This is a genomic window from Streptomyces sp. RGM 3693 (genome assembly GCF_050471125.1).
GTDB lineage: Bacteria > Actinomycetota > Actinomycetes > Streptomycetales > Streptomycetaceae > Streptomyces.
Genome location: NZ_JBMPPQ010000001.1, coordinates 224,229 through 239,507, shown reverse-complemented (window position 1 = coordinate 239,507; position 15,279 = coordinate 224,229). Strand labels below are relative to the sequence as shown.

The 15,279-nt window shown below is 72.1% G+C and carries 13 protein-coding genes; 6 read left to right on the top strand and 7 right to left on the bottom strand.

Annotated elements, in window-relative coordinates:
* Positions 1 to 57: 57 nt before the first annotated feature.
* The 4 genes from ACO0M4_RS01105 to ACO0M4_RS01090 form a co-directional block, all read right to left on the bottom strand.
* Entirely contained in the window at positions 58 to 1,596 is a 1,539-nt protein-coding gene (locus tag ACO0M4_RS01105) for a GntP family permease (RefSeq protein WP_430367623.1), read from the bottom strand.
* Between the two features lie 142 nt (positions 1,597 to 1,738).
* Positions 1,739 to 2,149: a RidA family protein gene (locus ACO0M4_RS01100; RefSeq protein WP_430367622.1), complete on the bottom strand. Its 411-nt coding sequence runs from the start codon at positions 2,147 to 2,149 to the stop codon at positions 1,739 to 1,741.
* Between the two features lie 20 nt (positions 2,150 to 2,169).
* Complete coding sequence (locus ACO0M4_RS01095; RefSeq protein WP_430367621.1) at positions 2,170 to 2,937, bottom strand: IclR family transcriptional regulator; 768 nt, start codon at positions 2,935 to 2,937, stop codon at positions 2,170 to 2,172.
* 73 nt (positions 2,938 to 3,010) lie between these two features.
* On the bottom strand, positions 3,011 to 4,189 hold the full coding sequence (locus ACO0M4_RS01090; protein WP_430367620.1) for a sugar kinase: 1,179 nt from the start codon (positions 4,187 to 4,189) through the stop codon (positions 3,011 to 3,013).
* A gap of 272 nt (positions 4,190 to 4,461) precedes the next feature.
* On the opposite strand from ACO0M4_RS01090, the gene ACO0M4_RS01085 reads away from it, so the two are divergent.
* The 4 genes from ACO0M4_RS01085 to ACO0M4_RS01070 all read left to right on the top strand — a co-directional run bounded on the left by ACO0M4_RS01085 (position 4,462) and on the right by ACO0M4_RS01070 (position 9,461).
* A complete protein-coding gene (locus ACO0M4_RS01085; RefSeq protein ID WP_430367619.1) occupies positions 4,462 to 5,751 on the top strand; it encodes an amino acid deaminase in 1,290 nt (429 codons plus the stop codon).
* A gap of 201 nt (positions 5,752 to 5,952) precedes the next feature.
* Positions 5,953 to 7,587 (top strand): N-acyl-D-amino-acid deacylase family protein, encoded by a 1,635-nt coding sequence (locus tag ACO0M4_RS01080; RefSeq protein WP_430367618.1) that lies wholly within the window; start codon positions 5,953 to 5,955, stop codon positions 7,585 to 7,587.
* A 158-nt stretch (positions 7,588 to 7,745) separates the two neighbouring features.
* Complete coding sequence (locus tag ACO0M4_RS01075; protein WP_430367617.1) at positions 7,746 to 8,957, top strand: pyridoxal phosphate-dependent aminotransferase; 1,212 nt, start codon at positions 7,746 to 7,748, stop codon at positions 8,955 to 8,957.
* Between the two features lie 84 nt (positions 8,958 to 9,041).
* Positions 9,042 to 9,461, top strand: a complete 420-nt coding sequence (locus ACO0M4_RS01070) for a hypothetical protein (RefSeq protein WP_430367616.1) — start codon at positions 9,042 to 9,044, stop codon at positions 9,459 to 9,461.
* 185 nt (positions 9,462 to 9,646) lie between these two features.
* Here ACO0M4_RS01070 and ACO0M4_RS01065 read toward each other — a convergent pair whose 3' ends face one another.
* Positions 9,647 to 11,464: a phosphoenolpyruvate carboxykinase (GTP) gene (locus tag ACO0M4_RS01065; RefSeq protein ID WP_430367615.1), complete on the bottom strand. Its 1,818-nt coding sequence runs from the start codon at positions 11,462 to 11,464 to the stop codon at positions 9,647 to 9,649.
* A 238-nt stretch (positions 11,465 to 11,702) separates the two neighbouring features.
* Between ACO0M4_RS01065 and trhA the strand changes: the two genes are divergently transcribed.
* Positions 11,703 to 12,443, top strand: coding sequence for a PAQR family membrane homeostasis protein TrhA (gene trhA, locus ACO0M4_RS01060; RefSeq protein ID WP_430367614.1), 741 nt, complete (start codon positions 11,703 to 11,705; stop codon positions 12,441 to 12,443).
* Positions 12,444 to 12,799: 356 nt separating this feature from the next.
* Complete coding sequence (locus ACO0M4_RS01055) at positions 12,800 to 13,426, top strand: TetR/AcrR family transcriptional regulator (RefSeq protein ID WP_430367613.1); 627 nt, start codon at positions 12,800 to 12,802, stop codon at positions 13,424 to 13,426.
* Here the strand turns inward: ACO0M4_RS01055 and ACO0M4_RS01050 are convergent.
* Positions 13,416 to 13,856 (bottom strand): MerR family transcriptional regulator, encoded by a 441-nt coding sequence (locus ACO0M4_RS01050; protein ID WP_430367612.1) that lies wholly within the window; start codon positions 13,854 to 13,856, stop codon positions 13,416 to 13,418. The two genes, ACO0M4_RS01055 and ACO0M4_RS01050, sit on opposite strands and share 11 nt — an antisense overlap.
* A gap of 11 nt (positions 13,857 to 13,867) precedes the next feature.
* Positions 13,868 to 15,253: an amidase gene (locus ACO0M4_RS01045; protein WP_430367611.1), complete on the bottom strand. Its 1,386-nt coding sequence runs from the start codon at positions 15,251 to 15,253 to the stop codon at positions 13,868 to 13,870.
* Positions 15,254 to 15,279: the final 26 nt, after the last annotated feature.

Genomic DNA, 15,279 nt, shown 5'->3' with positions numbered 1-15,279 from the left:
CCGGAACACCACCTCGTGTTCCGGGACACCGCCGCCGGTGAAGCACACCGCGCCTTCCTAGACGAACAGGCTCACCACCGCCGCCATCGCGAACCCGGCGAGCGAGAGCACCGATTCCAGGACCGTCCAGGACTTCAGCGTGTCGCGCTCGGAGATCCCGAAGTACTTGCTGACCATCCAGAATCCGCCGTCGTTCACATGCGAGGCGAAGATCGAACCGGCCGAGATCGCCATGATGACCAGCGCCAGATGGGCCTGGGAGAGCCCCTGCGCCTCGACCAGCGGCAGCACGATCCCGGCGGTGGTCACGATCGCCACCGTCGCCGAACCCTGGGCCACCCGCAGGACCAGCGAGAGCAGGTAGGCCAGCACGATCACCGGCAGCCCGACGTGGTGGAAGGTGTCCGACAGCGCGGTCGCCACCCCGCTGCCCTTGAGGACCGCACCGAAGATCCCGCCCGCGCCGACGACCAGCAGGATGTTGCCGACCGGCTTGAGGGACGAGGTGGAGACCAGCTCCAGGGACTTGCGGGACCAGCCGCGCCGCACGCCCAACAGGTAGTACGCCAGCAGCAGGGCGAGGGTCAGGGCGACGAACGGGTGGCCGAAGAACTCGATGACCGAACGGCCGGTGGCGAGTCCCCCGTGGCCGGAGCTTGTCGGAGAGCTCGGGGCAGGGGCCAGCGCGACGGAGGAGAAGGTCGCCAAAAGGATCAGCACCAACGGGGTGCCGATGATGGCCAGGACGGTGCCCAGCGCGACCGGCCGCTCCCGCGGACCGTCTCCCCCGAGCTCCGATCCGGGGGAACCCCCATCCGCTACCTGCTCGGCGGCGACCGCGGCCCGGGCCTCCTCCGCGGCCTCCGCCATGTCCTGCGGGACGGGCACGAACAGCCGCTTGCCGATCCAGGCGGCGTAACCCCAGGCCGCCAGCACCGCGGGCACCCCGCACACCACGCCCATCAGGATGATCCAGCCCAGGTCGACCTTGAACAGGCCGGCCGCGGCCACCGGTCCGGGGTGCGGCGGCAGGAAGGCGTGCGTCATCGACAGACCGGCCAGCAGCGGCATGGCGTACAGCACGATCGACTTGCCACTCTTCTTGGCGGCGGCGTAGACGAGCGGCGCCAGGACGAAGATGCCGACGTCGAAGAAGACCGGGATGCCGAAGATCAGGCCGGTCAGGCCCATCGCCAGCGGGGCGCGCCGCTCACCGAAGAGGGCCAGCAGCCGGGCGCTCAACACCGCGGCGCCGCCGGAGACTTCGAGGATCGCGCCGAGCATGGTGCCCAGGCCAATGATGATCGCGACGTGGCCGAGGATCCCGCCCATGCCGGTCTCGATCATGGAGACCGCGTCGGACTTCTGGACCGTGCCGAAGAGTTCGGTGACGGAGAGGCCGGCGGCCAGGCCGACCACGATGGAGACGCCGAGCAGGGCGACGAAGGGCTGCAACCTGACCTTCATGATCAGGAAGAGCAGCAGGGCGATGCCGAGGACGGCGACGGTCAGGAGGCCGGGCGTGCCCGGTATCAGGGCCAGCAGTCCACCGGTGTGCGGTGGTGGCGGGGCAGGGGTCGCGGCAGCGAGGACCATGGGTGACTCCGTTGTCAGGCCGGGTGTGTCCAGGCAGGGGGGACCGCGGCACGGCACCCCGGTCGTACGGGGTGCCGTGCCGTGCGGCGGACGGTGCGCGCGGCGGTGCGCTAACGGCGGGCGGTGCAAGGGGTGTGGTGCCTCAGCTCAGGACGGCGAGCGCGTCGATCTCGATGAGCAGGCCCTTGGGCAGGCCCACGTAGACGGTGGTCCGGGCGGCCGGGGCGGCCTTGAGGCCCTGCTCCTCGAAGTAGGCGTTGTAGATCTCGTTCATCTCGGCGAAGTGGTCCACGTCCGTGAGGTAGACGCGCATCATCATCACGTCGTCCCAGGTCGCGCCGCCCTCTTCGAGGATGGCCCGGACGTTGGCGAAGGTCTGGAGGGTCTGCTCGCGCAGCGTCGGGCCGGCCGGCGTCGGGGCCTGGCCCTCGACGGCCGGCAGGAAGCCGACCTGGCCGGCGACCTGGAGGATGTTGCCCTTCTTGACGCCGTGCGAGAACTTCGCGGGCGGGGTGGTGTGGGTGGCCGGGGTGAGGGCGATCTTCTCGCTCATGTGTGTCCTTCAGACGTGCTTCACGGGGCCGGCTTGTGGCCAGGGCTTGTGGTGCCGGAGTACTCCCGGCTGATGGCGTCGGCGGTGCGGCGCACCAGCGGGAGCAGGGTGAGGAGATCCTCGGCGCTGACGACGACGTTCGGTGCCGAGACCGACATGGCGGCCGCCACCCGTCCGTCCGCGCCGCGGACGGGGGCGCCGATGCAGTTGATGGACTCCTCGTGGCCACCGAGGTCGGCGGCCCACCCCTGTTCGCGCACCTTTGCCAGCTCGGCCAGGAAGGCCGCGGCGTCGGGCGTCGAACGGGACGTGTAGCGGGGGTAGTCGAGCTTGTCCGCGAGGGCGCGGCGCTCGGCCTCGGGCAGGTCGGCCAGGAGCAGCTTGGCGACCGCGGCGACGGTGATCGCCACCGGCTTGCCGATCCGGGAGTACATCCGGACCGGATAGCGGCTCTCGACCTTGTCGATGTAGAGGACCTCGTTCTCCTCGTAGACGGCGAGGTGGACGGTGTGGCCGCACTTCTCGTTGAGTTCGACGAGGTGGGGGTGGGCGATCTCGCGGACGTCGAGGTTTTCCACGGCTTCCTGGGCGAGGGCAAAGAGCCGGGCGCCGAGGCGGTAGCGCTGGTCGGGCTGGCGGTAGACGAGGCCGTGCTCGTGGAGGGTGCGCAGCAGCCGCAGCGCGGTGGACTTGTGCACGCCGAGCCGGTCGGCGACCTGTCCCAGGTCGGCGGGTCCCTCGGCGAGCAACGGCAGGATGCTCAGCGCCCGGTCGACGGTCTGGCTCATGCGCGTGCCCCGCTCCGCTCGGCCCGGCCTTCGCCAGGGGCGCACCTGTCGATGGTCTTCTCGCTGCGCTCGTTCACTGCGTGCGTACCTCCTGGTCCGGGGCCTGGCTGGCGTCCGTCCAGCCGGGGCCGAGGTGCAGTTTCCCCCAGGCGTCGTCGTCGAGCGCGGCAAGGCGGTCGGCCAGGGCCCGGCCGGGTGGCGCGGCGAGGTCGCCGGGGACGGTGAGGGCGGCGGCGGCCCACAGGTGGCCGTGCCGGACCCGGGTGCGCAGCGGCAGGGCGCGCAGGGCGGCGGAGAGGAATCCGGCGGCGAAGGCGTCGCCGGCGCCGACCGCGGCGACCACGTCGACGGTGGGGGCGGGTACGTGGATGCCGGCGGGCTCCTCGTCGCGGCCGGGGGTGCCCGGGGCGTGTCGGAAGACCAGCGCCCCGGCCTCGCCGAGCTTGACGACCAGGGTCTCCGGCTCGGGCAGCGCCGCGCGGACCGCCCGGGGGTCGGGCAGGCCCCAGGCGGCCAGGGCCTCGTCAGCGCCTACGAACACCACGTCGGCGGTGCGAGCCAGGTCGAGGAGGATCTGCGGGCCCTGCGCGCCGGACCAGAGGTGCGGCCGGTAGTTGACGTCGAAGGAGATCAGCGGGCGGGCAGGGGCGGCCGGGGTGTCGCGGTCGACTGCCGGACGAGCTCCGTCGGCGCGCAGCGCCGGCCATGAGGGGTGGCGGTCGGGCGACGGGCGGGACATGAGGGTGCGCAGCAGGCCGAGGCAGTCCGCGGAGAGCGCGGCGGTGATGCCGGTGAGGTGGAGCACTCGGCCGGTGCGGAGGGCGGCCGGGTCCATGGTGGCCGCGGCCATCGCGGAGGCGGCCGAGCCGGCGCGGTAGTAGGCCACTTCGTGGGCGTCGGTGGCCCGGTCGCCCGCGGTGCGGAAGTAGATGCCGGTGGGGCGGGAGGGGTCTCGGTGGACCGCGCGGGTATCGACGCCGTACCCGGCGATCTCCCGGACGAGGTGGTCGCCGAAGCCGTCGGCGCCGACCCGGGAGATCCAGCGGGTGGGGTGGCCGGCGCGGGCGAGGGCGCAGGCGACGTTGGACTCCGCGCCGCCGATGGCGCGCTCGAAGGCCGGAACGTCGGCGAGCGGCCCGGGCGCGGTGGGAAGGAAGGTGACCATGGACTCGCCGAGGCAGACGACATCGACGTCCGGGGCGGCGCCGGCCGCCGGGACGGGGGTGTCGCTGACGTTCGAGGACCTGGTCACGATCGGTTGCGCTCCTTCGCTGTGCCGCCGATGGGGGTTCCCTGCTCGGAGCGCTCCGGAGAGCTCGGGGCGGGGTTCGCCATGCCGCGGGGTTCGGGCCGTTTCCCGGTCGGTGCGAGGCCGGATCTTCCGTCCGCCCGCGGCGTGCTGCGCACGGTCGGTCCCTACGTTTGCCCACCATTGACCGGGCGATGGCTCGGATGTTAGACAGCTGTCAGCGATATGCGCAATGGGTGTTGCAGAGGGTGCAACACACTCTTCGAGGAGGCTCCATGGCCGGCGAGCGGCTCGCGCAGGAACTCAAGAACCTCGCGGACGACAAGGTCGATCACCGCTTCAAGGCGCTCCCCCCGGACGCCGCCGGACTCACCGTCGGGGAGCTGGCCGCCGAGCGCCGCAACCTCTTCACCGACGGCTTCACCACCCCCGTCCTGGCCCTCTCCGCCGAGTCGGTCGAGCACAACCTCGCCCTCCTGGAGACCTACGCCGCCCGGCACGGCCTGGCCTTCGCCCCGCACGGCAAGACCTCCATGGCCCCGCAGCTCTTCGCCCGCCAGCTGGCGCACGGCGCCTGGGGAATCACCGCGGCCGTCCCCCACCAGGCCCGCGTCTACCGCGACTTCGGCATCCAGCGGATCTTCCTGGCCAACGAGGTCGTCGACGCCGCCGCGCTGCACTGGCTGGCCGGCGAACTCGCCGCCGACCCGGACTTCCGCTTCGTCTGCTACGTCGACTCGGTGCGCGGCATCGAGCTGATGGACGCCGCCCTGCGCGCCGCCGAGGCCACCCGCCCGGTGGACGTCGTGATCGAACTGGGTGCCGGCGAAGGGGCCCGGACCGGGGCCCGCACCGAGGCCGAGTGCCGCGAACTGGCCGATGTGATCGCAGGCGTGGACACCCTCCGCCTGGTCGGCGTGGCCGGCTACGAGGGCGAGGTACCCGACGCCGACCACGAGCGGGTCACCGCGTGGCTGCGCCGGCTGGTCGCGCTGGCCGCCGACCTCGACGCCGCCGGCCGCTTCGCCGACCTCGACGAGATCGTGGTCAGCGCCGGCGGCAGCGCGTGGTTCGACGCGGTCGCCGAGGTCTTCGCGGCGCTCCCCGAGCTCTCCGCGCCGGTCCTGAAACTGCTGCGCTCGGGCGCGTACGTCTCGCACGACGACGGGCACTACCGCCATCTCACCCCCTTCAACCGCGTACCGGACGAGGGGGCGCTGGAGCCGGCCTTCCGGCTCTGGGCGCAGGTCGTCTCCCGGCCCACCCCCGAGCAGGCGTTCCTCAACGCCGGCAAGCGGGACGCCGCCTACGACCTCGACCTGCCGCAGGCGCAGGCCGTGCGCTCCGGCCGGGACGGCACCCTGCGCCCGGCGGCCGACCTCACCGTCACCGGCCTGTCCGACCAGCACGCCTGGGTCCGGACCGAGCACGCCGGGGACCTGGAGGTCGGCGACTGGGTCGCCCTGGGTCTGTCGCACCCCTGCACCTCCTTCGACAAGTGGCAGTTGATCCCGCTGGTCGAGCGGGACGGCACGGTCGTCGATTTCATCCGCACGTTCTTCTGATACCCGCCGGGGGTGCGCCGACCGCCTCGGAGCACCCCCGACAACCCCCTGATCCGACCCTGACCCGACCCTGACCCGACACCCCGATCGACCGACCCCGATCGACCGGCCCCGGAAGGCCCGAGAACGCCCGAGCGGACCCGAGCCAAGCCCGCCAACGCCCGCAAAGGCCCGCGAACGCCCGAGAAAGGCAGCCCGCCCATGGACACCGTGCTCCGCGACGTACGCGTCATCGACGGGTCCGGCGGCCCCTCCTACCGCGCTGACGTCGCCCTGGCCGGCGGCCGGATCGCCACCGTCCACCGGGAGTCGGCCGGCGGCCCCCGCCCGTCCGCCGCCCGCACCGTGGACGCCGCCGGCCTCGCCCTCGCCCCCGGCTTCATCGACATGCACGCGCACAGCGACCTGGCGCTGCTACGGGACCCCGCGCACACCGCGAAAGCCGCCCAGGGCGTCACCCTCGAAGTCCTCGGCCAGGACGGCCTGTCCTACGCCCCGGTCGACGACCGCACGCTCACCGCGGTCCGTGCCCAGATCACCGGCTGGAACGGCGGTGGCCCCGACGACTCCTCCCTCACCTTCACCTGGCGCACCGTCGGCGAGTACCTCGACCGCCTGGACCACGGCTTCGACGGCGAGGGCATCGCGGTCAACGCCGCCTACCTCATCCCCCAGGGCACCGTCCGGATGCTCGCCGTCGGCTGGGACGACCGCCGGGCCACCGACGCCGAACTGGACCGGATGCGGCAGCTGGTCGCCGCCGGTCTGGAGCAGGGCGCGGTCGGCCTCTCCTCCGGCCTCACCTACACCCCGGGCATGTACGCCTCCGACGCCGAACTGACCGAACTGTGCCGGGTGGTGGCCCGCTACGACGGCTACTACTGCCCGCACCACCGCTCCTACGGCGCCGGCGCCCTGGCCGCCTACGAGGAGATGATCGCCCTCACCCGCGAGGCCGGCTGCGCCCTGCACCTCGCCCACGCCACCATGAACTTCGGCGTCAACGAGGGCCGAGCGCCCGAACTCCTGGCCCTCCTGGACAAGGCCCTGGACAGCGGCGCCGACCTCACCCTGGACACCTATCCGTACACCCCCGGCTGCACCACGCTCGTGGCGATGCTGCCCAGTTGGGCCAGCGAGGGCGGCCCGGAGGCGATCCTGGCGCGGCTGGCCGACGACACTGCCGCCGCGGCGATCCGGCACGACCTGGAGGTCGAGGGGTCGGACGGCTGCCACGGCGTCCCCATCGACTGGGACACCATCGAGATCTCCGGCGTCACCGACCCCGAACTGGCCGGCTGGGTCGGCTCGACCCTCGCCCGCAGCGCCGCCGAGCGCGGCGTGGAACCTTGGGACGCCGCCCGCCACCTGCTGCGCGCCGACCGGCTGGGCCCGACGATCCTCCAGCACGTCGGACACGAGGACAACGTCCGGCAGATCATGCGGCACCGGGTCCACACCGGCGGCAGCGACGGCATCCTCCAGGGCGCCAAGCCGCATCCGCGGGCGTACGGCACCTTCCCCCAGTACCTCGGCAGGTACGTCCGCGAGCTGGGCGTGCTGTCCCTGGAGGAGTGCGTGGCGCACCTGACGTCGCGCCCGGCCGCCCGGCTGCGGCTGCCCGACCGCGGCCTGGTCCGCGAGGGGTACCGCGCCGACCTGGTCCTCTTCGACCCGGAGACGGTCGCCGCCGGCTCCACCTTCGACACCCCGCGCACCCTGCCCACCGGCATCCCGCACGTCCTGATCGACGGCCGCTTCGTCATCGAGGACGGCCGCCGCACCGACGCCCTGGCGGGCCGCGCGATCCGGCGCACCCCGGGCCGGCACGGCTAGCCCCCGGCATACCGGCCCGAACGGGACCGCCGGCGTCCCCGCCACGAAATCAGCACCCGTCATACCGGTCACACCGCGTGAACGTTTCCGCGCCATCCGCCGACTACGTGGCGAAAACCACCCGGCAGGCAGCGCTACGCGCCCGTAGAGTGGCCGTCATGCAGGTGATCCAGTCAACGAAGCTCGCCAACGTCTGCTACGAAATCCGCGGCCCGGTACTTGAGGAGGCCATGCGGCTGGAGACGGAGGGTCACCGCATCCTGAAGCTGAACACCGGGAATCCGGCGGCGTTCGGCTTCGACTGCCCGCCCGAGATCCTGGAGGACGTCCTCCGCTCGATCGGCACCGCGCACGGCTACGGCGATGCCAAGGGCCTGCTCTCGGCCCGCCGCGCGGTGGTGCAGCACTACGAGACCAAGGGCATCGAGCTCTCCGTCGACGACGTCTACCTGGGCAACGGCGTCTCCGAGCTGATCCAGATGTCGATGCAGGCGCTGCTGGACGACGGCGACGAGGTGCTGGTACCGGCCCCGGACTACCCGCTGTGGACGGCGTCGGTCTCGCTCTCCGGCGGCACCGCGGTCCACTACCGCTGCGACGAGCAGGCCGACTGGATGCCGGACCTCGCCGACATCGAGCGCAAGATCACCGACCGCACCAAGGCCATCGTCGTCATCAACCCCAACAACCCCACGGGCGCGGTCTACGACGACGAACTGCTGCGCGGGATCGCCGAGCTCGCCCGCCGGCACAACCTGATCGTCTGCGCCGACGAGATCTACGACAAGATCCTCTACGACGGCGTCACCCACACCCCGTTCGCCGCGCTCGCCCCGGACCTGCTGACGCTGACCTTCAACGGCCTGTCCAAGGCGTACCGGGTCGCTGGCTACCGCAGCGGCTGGCTGGCGGTCTGCGGCCCGAAGGCGCACGCCAGCTCGTACATCGAGGGCCTGACGATCCTGGCGAACATGCGGCTGTGCGCCAACATGCCGGCGCAGCACGCGGTCGCCACCGCCCTCGGCGGCCGGCAGTCGATCAACGACCTGGTGCTGCCCGGCGGTCGACTGCTGGAGCAGCGCGACACCGCCTACGAGCTGCTGACCCGGATACCGGGCGTCAGCTGCGTCAAGCCGAAGGGCGCGCTCTACGCCTTCCCGCGGCTGGACCCCAAGGTGTACAAGATCAAGGACGACCGGCAGATGGTGCTGGAGCTGCTGCGCGCCGAGAAGATCATGATCGTCCACGGCACCGGCTTCAACTGGCCCGAGCCGGATCACTTCCGCCTGGTCACGCTGCCGGACAAGGACACCCTGACGGACGCCGTCACCCGAATCGGCGCCTTCCTCGACGGTTACGGACAGTACTGAGCCAAAGCGACCTCTATACGGATCATAACTTTAGACAGAGTCTAAGCTAGGATGGCCTCCTAGACGTTTTCAGGAGGCCGTCCCATGTACGAACCGATCCGCACCAAGTCGGTCCACAGCATGGCCGTCGCCCCGGGGATCCCGCACCGCTCCCGCGAGGAGGAGCTGGACATCCGGCTCGCCGGGCAGCTGACCGCCCTGCTCACCGTCACCGACGAGCTGCACGCCCTGACCGAGTGCGGCGCCGAGCGCGCGGCGCTGGCCTCGGCGGCCGACCGCATCGCCACCGAGGTCGCCCGACTCAGCGGCCACCACCCGCTGCGCGCCGAACCCACCGACGGCGGCGACCCGGCCCGGATACCAGCCCTCCAGCAGCGCGCCCACACCCTCGCCGGGAACGCCCTGGCCGTCGCCACCTCGCGGGACGACGCCGGCGCCATCGCACTGGCCGAGGAGCGACTGGCCGCCCACGACGCCAACGGCATGGACCTCGCCACCGCCTGACCGACCCCAGCCCGGCGCCCCCTACCCGGCGCTCGCGCCCCGGTGGCGACCGCCCGACACCTCCGACAACGCCGACAACGCACCGCACGACGCCCGCCCGGGGCCCCGCACGCAAGTGGTGCGGAGCCCCGGGCGGGCGTGACACAGGCCGGGCGGTGCGCCTCGCGCCGCCCGGCGAGCGAGGACTAGCCGAGCCGCTGCACCAGCGCGCGGTACTCGTCCCACAGCTCCTTCGGCGTGTGGTCGCCGAAGGTGTTCAGGTGCTCGGGGACCAGCGCCGCCTCCTCGCGCCAGACCTCCTTGTCGACGGTGAGCAGGAAGTCCAGGTCCTTCTCGGAGAGTTCGAGGCCCTCGGTGTCCAGCGCACCCTTGGTGGGCAGCACGCCGATCGGGGTCTCGACGCCCTCGGCCGTGCCCGCCAGCCGCTCGACGATCCACTTGAGCACCCGGCTGTTCTCGCCGAAGCCCGGCCACACGAAGCGGCCCGCGTCGTCCTTGCGGAACCAGTTGACGTAGTAGATCTTCGGCAGCTTCGCCTGGTCCTTGTCGGCACCGACCTTGATCCAGTGCGCCATGTAGTCGCCCATGTTGTAGCCGCAGAACGGCAGCATGGCGAACGGGTCGCGGCGCAGCTCACCGACCTTGCCCTCGGCGGCGGCGGTCTTCTCCGACGCCACGTTGGCGCCGAGGAAGACACCGTGCTGCCAGCTCAGCGACTCGGTGACCAGCGGCACCGCGCTGGCCCGGCGACCGCCGAAGAGGATGGCCGAGATCGGCACGCCCTTGGGGTCCTCCCACTCGGGCGCGATGGTCGGGCACTGGGCGGCGGGCACGGTGAAGCGGGCGTTGGGGTGCGCGGCCGGGACACCGGACGCGGGCGTCCAGTCGTTGCCCTTCCAGTCCGTCAGGTGGGCCGGGGTCTCCTCGGTCATGCCCTCCCACCACACGTCGCCGTCGTCGGTGAGGGCGACGTTGGTGAAGACGGAGTTGCCCCAGAGGGTCTTCATGGCGTTGGCGTTGGTGTGCTCACCGGTGCCGGGCGCGACGCCGAAGAATCCGGCCTCGGGGTTGATCGCGTAGAGCTGGCCGTCCTCGCCGAACCGCATCCAGGCGATGTCGTCACCGATGGTCTCGACGGTCCAGCCCGGGATCGTCGGCTCCAGCATGGCCAGGTTGGTCTTGCCGCAGGCGCTCGGGAACGCCGCGGCGACGTACTTGGCCTCGCCCTGCGGCGGGGTCAGCTTGAGGACGAGCATGTGCTCGGCCAGCCAGCCCTCGTCGCGGGCCATGACGGAGGCGATCCGCAGCGCGTAGCACTTCTTGCCGAGCAGGGCGTTGCCGCCGTAGCCCGAGCCGTACGACCAGATCTCGCGGGACTCCGGGAAGTGCGAGATGTACTTGGTGGAGTTGCACGGCCACGGCACGTCCTGCTCGCCCTCGGCCAGCGGCGCGCCGAGGGTGTGCACGGCCCTGACGAAGAAGCCGTCCGTGCCGAGCTCGTCGAGGACCGCCTGGCCCATCCGCGTCATGGTGCGCATCGACACGGCGACGTAGGCGGAGTCGGTGATCTCCACACCGATCGCGGAGAGGGGGGAGCCGAGCGGCCCCATGCAGAACGGGACGACGTACATCGTCCGGCCCTTCATCGCGCCGCGGAAGACGCCCTTCTCACCAGCGAAGATCTCCCGCATCTCGGCGGGGTCCTTCCAGTGGTTGGTCGGGCCGGCGTCCTCTTCCTTCTCCGAACAGATGAAGGTGCGGTCCTCGACACGCGCCACGTCCGTCGGGTCGGACGCGGCGTAGTACGAGTTGGGGCGCTTGATCGGGTCGAGCTTCTTGAACGTGCCCTTCTCGACGAGCTCTTCGGACAGCCGCTCGTACTCCGCCTCCGAGCCGTCGCACCAGACGACCCGGTCGGGCTGGGTGATCGCCGCTATCTCGTCGACCCAGTCGAGCAGGGCCTGGTGCCGGGTCGGGGTGGGAGCCGCGTTGTCGCGCGCCACGATCGCTCCTAGATGAGGGGTTTTGTCGGCTTCCCGCACATAAGTCAAGGAAACCGCTGCTTTTACTTATCCGCCCCTTGGGGGCTGCGACCCGGATGCTTCGTGACCGCTCATCCGGTGCCGACCGCACTCATTTGATCATCCGACCCTGATTCGGTTCTGTCCAGGGGGCACCGTGGTGACCGTCACCACTTCCGGACGAATCCGTAACTTACGGTTGCGTAGGTAGCATTGCGCCATGACTTCCGCGCCTGACGCCGCCGAGAGCCGCCCCCCTGCCGCGCCGTCCAGGACCGATACCGGGTCCACGGTCGACGCGGTCGCGCCAGCCGCCGCGGCCGTGCCACTCAAGCCGAAACTGCGTGGCTGGCTGCACGCCGGAATGTTCCCCGCCGTCCTGCTCTCCGGCATCGTGCTGACCGCGCTCGCTGACAGCCCCCGCGGCCGCCTGGCCTGCGCGATCTACACGGTCAGCGCCTGCCTGCTGTTCGGCGTCAGCGCCCTCTACCACCGCGGCAATTGGAGCCCGCGGATGGACGGAGTGCTGCGCCGGCTCGACCACGCCAACATCTTCCTGATCATCGCCGGCACCTACACCCCGCTGACGCTGCTGCTGGTGCCGGGCACCCATGGGCAGGTGCTGCTCTGGGCGGTCTGGGTCGCCGCACTGGCGGGCATCGCCTTCCGGGTCTTCTGGGTCGGCGCCCCACGCTGGCTCTACACCCCCTGCTACATCGCGATGGGCTGGGCCGCCGTCTTCTTCCTGCCCGACTTCCTGCGCACCGGCGGCATCGCCGTCCTCGTCCTCGTCATCGTCGGCGGGCTGCTCTACAGCGCGGGCGGCGTGATCTACGGCATCAAGCGCCCCAACCCGTCACCGCGGTGGTTCGGCTTCCACGAGGTCTTCCACTCCTTCACCCTGGCGGCCTTCGTCGTGCACTACGTGGGCATCTCGCTCGTCGCGTATACGCATCCCTGAGGCGGGTCGGACCCGGGCGACCGGCCCGCCGGGTCTCCCGGCCGGTCTCCCGGCCGTCGCCGCACGCCACCGCGGTCGTGGCCGCGAGGTCGCGGCCACGTGCCACGCCAGGGCCGCCAGGCCGGCCAGCACCAGGGCCGTCACCAGCAGGCCACCACCCAGCAGGAAGCCGCCCACACACAGCGCGGCAGCGAGCGCGGCATACATATGAATCGCAGGTCGCATCACGAGCCCCCTCTCCGAGCGTCACTGACAGTAATCATGCCCGCTTCGCAGCGTGACACACCCCACCGACAATCAGAGCTCCGTCAAGGCGTCATGCGTCGGCCACCCGCGGGACGGGGACAATGAGCCGCATGGCCTCCGCACCCACCTCCGCCACCGCGTCACCCGGTCAGTCGAAGCCCGGGCTGCGCGAACGGAAGAAGATCAAGACCCGGCAGACGATCCGCCGGGCCGCCTTCCGACTCTTCGCGGCGCAGGGTTACGACGCGACCCCGACCGAGCGGATCGCCGAGGCCGCGGAGGTCTCCCCCAGCACGGTCTTCCGCTACTTCCCCGCCAAGGAAGACATCGTGCTCACCGACGAGTACAACGCCCTGCTGGCGGACGGGATCCGGGCCCGTCCGGCCGGCGAGCCGTTCGCCGAGACCCTGCGGCACGTCACGGTCGGGATCATGCGCGACATCAGCGCGACCGACCGCGACGAACTCGTCCAGCGCATCCGGCTGATCCGCGACGTGCCCGCCGTCCGGGGCCGCACCGCGGAGCTCACCGCCCGGCACATCGACACCATCAGCACCGCACTGGCCGAGCGCACCGGCCGCCCGGCGGACGACCTGGGGATCCGGGTGATCAGCGCGGCGGCCCTGGCCGCCCTCCAGGAGGCGATGCTGCGTTGGGCCGAGGAGGGCCGGGCGGCGAGCCCGGAAGAATTGATCCACCGGTCGATGGACGTCCTGGCCGGCGGGCTCACGCTCTGAGCGGGCGACCCTCCGCATCCGGACCGCTTCGCCCCGGACCGCCCGGCCGGCCACCGGGCTCCCCCAGGCGCGCGGCCAGGCGCGCCCGCAGTCGGGACAACCGCGCGATGTGACCGTCCAGTTCGGCCAGCCGGCGCCGGGCCACCGCCTCCGCGGCCCCGCAGCGCTCCGAGCCCGGATCCGTCCCGATCAGGTCCGGTACACCCGCCGGCGGCAGGGTGTGCAGGAGGTGCGCGAAGGCCCGGACGTCGCCGACGGTCAGCCCCGCCTCGCGCAGTTCACGGACGGCCCGCAGCCGGCGGACGTCCTCCGCGTCGTACTCCCGGTGGCCCGACGGCATCCGCCGGGCCGTCACCAGCCCTTGCTGCTCGTAGTAGCGCAGCGCCCGCGGCGTCAGCCCGGCTGCCGCCGCCGCATCCCCGATACGCATCCGCTGCCCCCTCAGTCCCCCGTGATGGCGCGCTGGGCCGACCGGGCCCGGCGCCCGCCCGTCGGTCCGCCGGACGCCCCGGCCGTCCCGTTCAGCACGCGCTCGATGTCGACCGCCCAGGCCAGCAGTTCCTCGTCGGCGCCGGACCGGCCCACCAACTGGAGGCCCAGCGGCAACCCGTTGGCGGCCCGGCCGGCGGGCAGGCTCAGCGACGGCAGCCCGGCGTTGCTCCATGGCAGGCACATGATCGAACTGCCCGTGGTGGTGAGGTCGGCGGGCGCCGGCCCGGTGGCCGCCGGGGCGATCCACAGGTCGATCCCGGCGTCCGCCCCGTCCGCCGCGAGCCGTCCGCATAAGGCGGTACGGCGCTCCCGGGCGGCCTGGTAGGCGGCGTCCCCGATCGGCTGACCCTCGCGGATGGCGGCCGTGGTCTGCTCCCGGTAGAGGGCGGAGTGACGCGCGAACCACTCGGTGTGGGCGCGTGCGACCTCGTAGCGGTTCATGGTGAAGAGCTGCTCGACGATCTGCGCGAAGTCGGCCATCACGGGCACCTCGCGGACCTCGTAGCCGGCCGCCGCCAGCGCCTCCCGCTGGGCCGCGAAGGCACACAGCGCCTCCTCGTCGGCCCGCTCCAGATAGGGGCCGGCCGGTACGCCCAGCACCGGCGGCCGGCCCGGCCCGTCGCCGTCCGCGGTCCGCCATCCGTCGCAGAGCACCGGCGCGGCCAGCGCGATCCCCGCCAGCTCCGTCGCGTAGCACCCCAGGGTGTCGAAGCTGCTCGCGTTCGGGATCACCCCGTCGAGCGGGATCCGCCCGTAGGTCGGCTTGAAACCGGCCACTCCGCAGTAGGCGGCGGGCCGGATCATCGAGCCGACGGTCTGCGTCCCGATGGCCAGCGGGACCATCCCGGCGGCGACCGCGGCCGCCGAACCGCTGCTCGAACCCCCGGGCGAATGCGCCGGGTTGTGCGGGTTACGGGTCGGCCCCGGGGCCGTCACCGCGAACTCCGCGGTCACCGTCTTGCCCGCGATCAACGCCCCCGCGGCGCGCAGCCGGTCCACGACGGCCGCCTGCGCGCCGGCCAGCTCCTCGGGCGGCAGTGCCGAACCCGCCCTGGTGGGCAGCCCGTTGACGTGCACGATGTCCTTGATCCCGACCGGGATGCCGTACAGCGCGGGGCGCCCGGCGGGGCCCGGTGGGCCGGCCGCGGCCAGCTCCCGGGCCGCCGTCGACAACCGGTCACGGCGCCCCGGCTCCGGTACGAAGGCTTGGATCTGGGGGTCCACGGCGTCGATGCGGTCACAGGTGCGGCGCACCGCGTCGAGGGGGTCGTCCACACCGGACCGCAGCGCCGCGGCCTCCTGGACGAGCGAGCGGTACCCAAGCAAGGTCGTCACCCTTGCAGGCTACCTCCGGATCGAAA

Coding starts and splice junctions, on each gene's coding strand:
- ACO0M4_RS01105 (WP_430367623.1), bottom strand. CDS start 1,596: ATGGTCCTCGCTGCCGCGACCCCTGCCCCGCCACCACCGCACACCGGT.
- ACO0M4_RS01100 (WP_430367622.1), bottom strand. CDS start 2,149: ATGAGCGAGAAGATCGCCCTCACCCCGGCCACCCACACCACCCCGCCC.
- ACO0M4_RS01095 (WP_430367621.1), bottom strand. CDS start 2,937: ATGAGCCAGACCGTCGACCGGGCGCTGAGCATCCTGCCGTTGCTCGCC.
- ACO0M4_RS01085 (WP_430367619.1), top strand. CDS start 4,462: ATGGCCGGCGAGCGGCTCGCGCAGGAACTCAAGAACCTCGCGGACGAC.
- ACO0M4_RS01080 (WP_430367618.1), top strand. CDS start 5,953: ATGGACACCGTGCTCCGCGACGTACGCGTCATCGACGGGTCCGGCGGC.
- ACO0M4_RS01075 (WP_430367617.1), top strand. CDS start 7,746: ATGCAGGTGATCCAGTCAACGAAGCTCGCCAACGTCTGCTACGAAATC.
- ACO0M4_RS01070 (WP_430367616.1), top strand. CDS start 9,042: ATGTACGAACCGATCCGCACCAAGTCGGTCCACAGCATGGCCGTCGCC.
- trhA (WP_430367614.1), top strand. CDS start 11,703: ATGACTTCCGCGCCTGACGCCGCCGAGAGCCGCCCCCCTGCCGCGCCG.
- ACO0M4_RS01055 (WP_430367613.1), top strand. CDS start 12,800: ATGGCCTCCGCACCCACCTCCGCCACCGCGTCACCCGGTCAGTCGAAG.
- ACO0M4_RS01050 (WP_430367612.1), bottom strand. CDS start 13,856: ATGCGTATCGGGGATGCGGCGGCGGCAGCCGGGCTGACGCCGCGGGCG.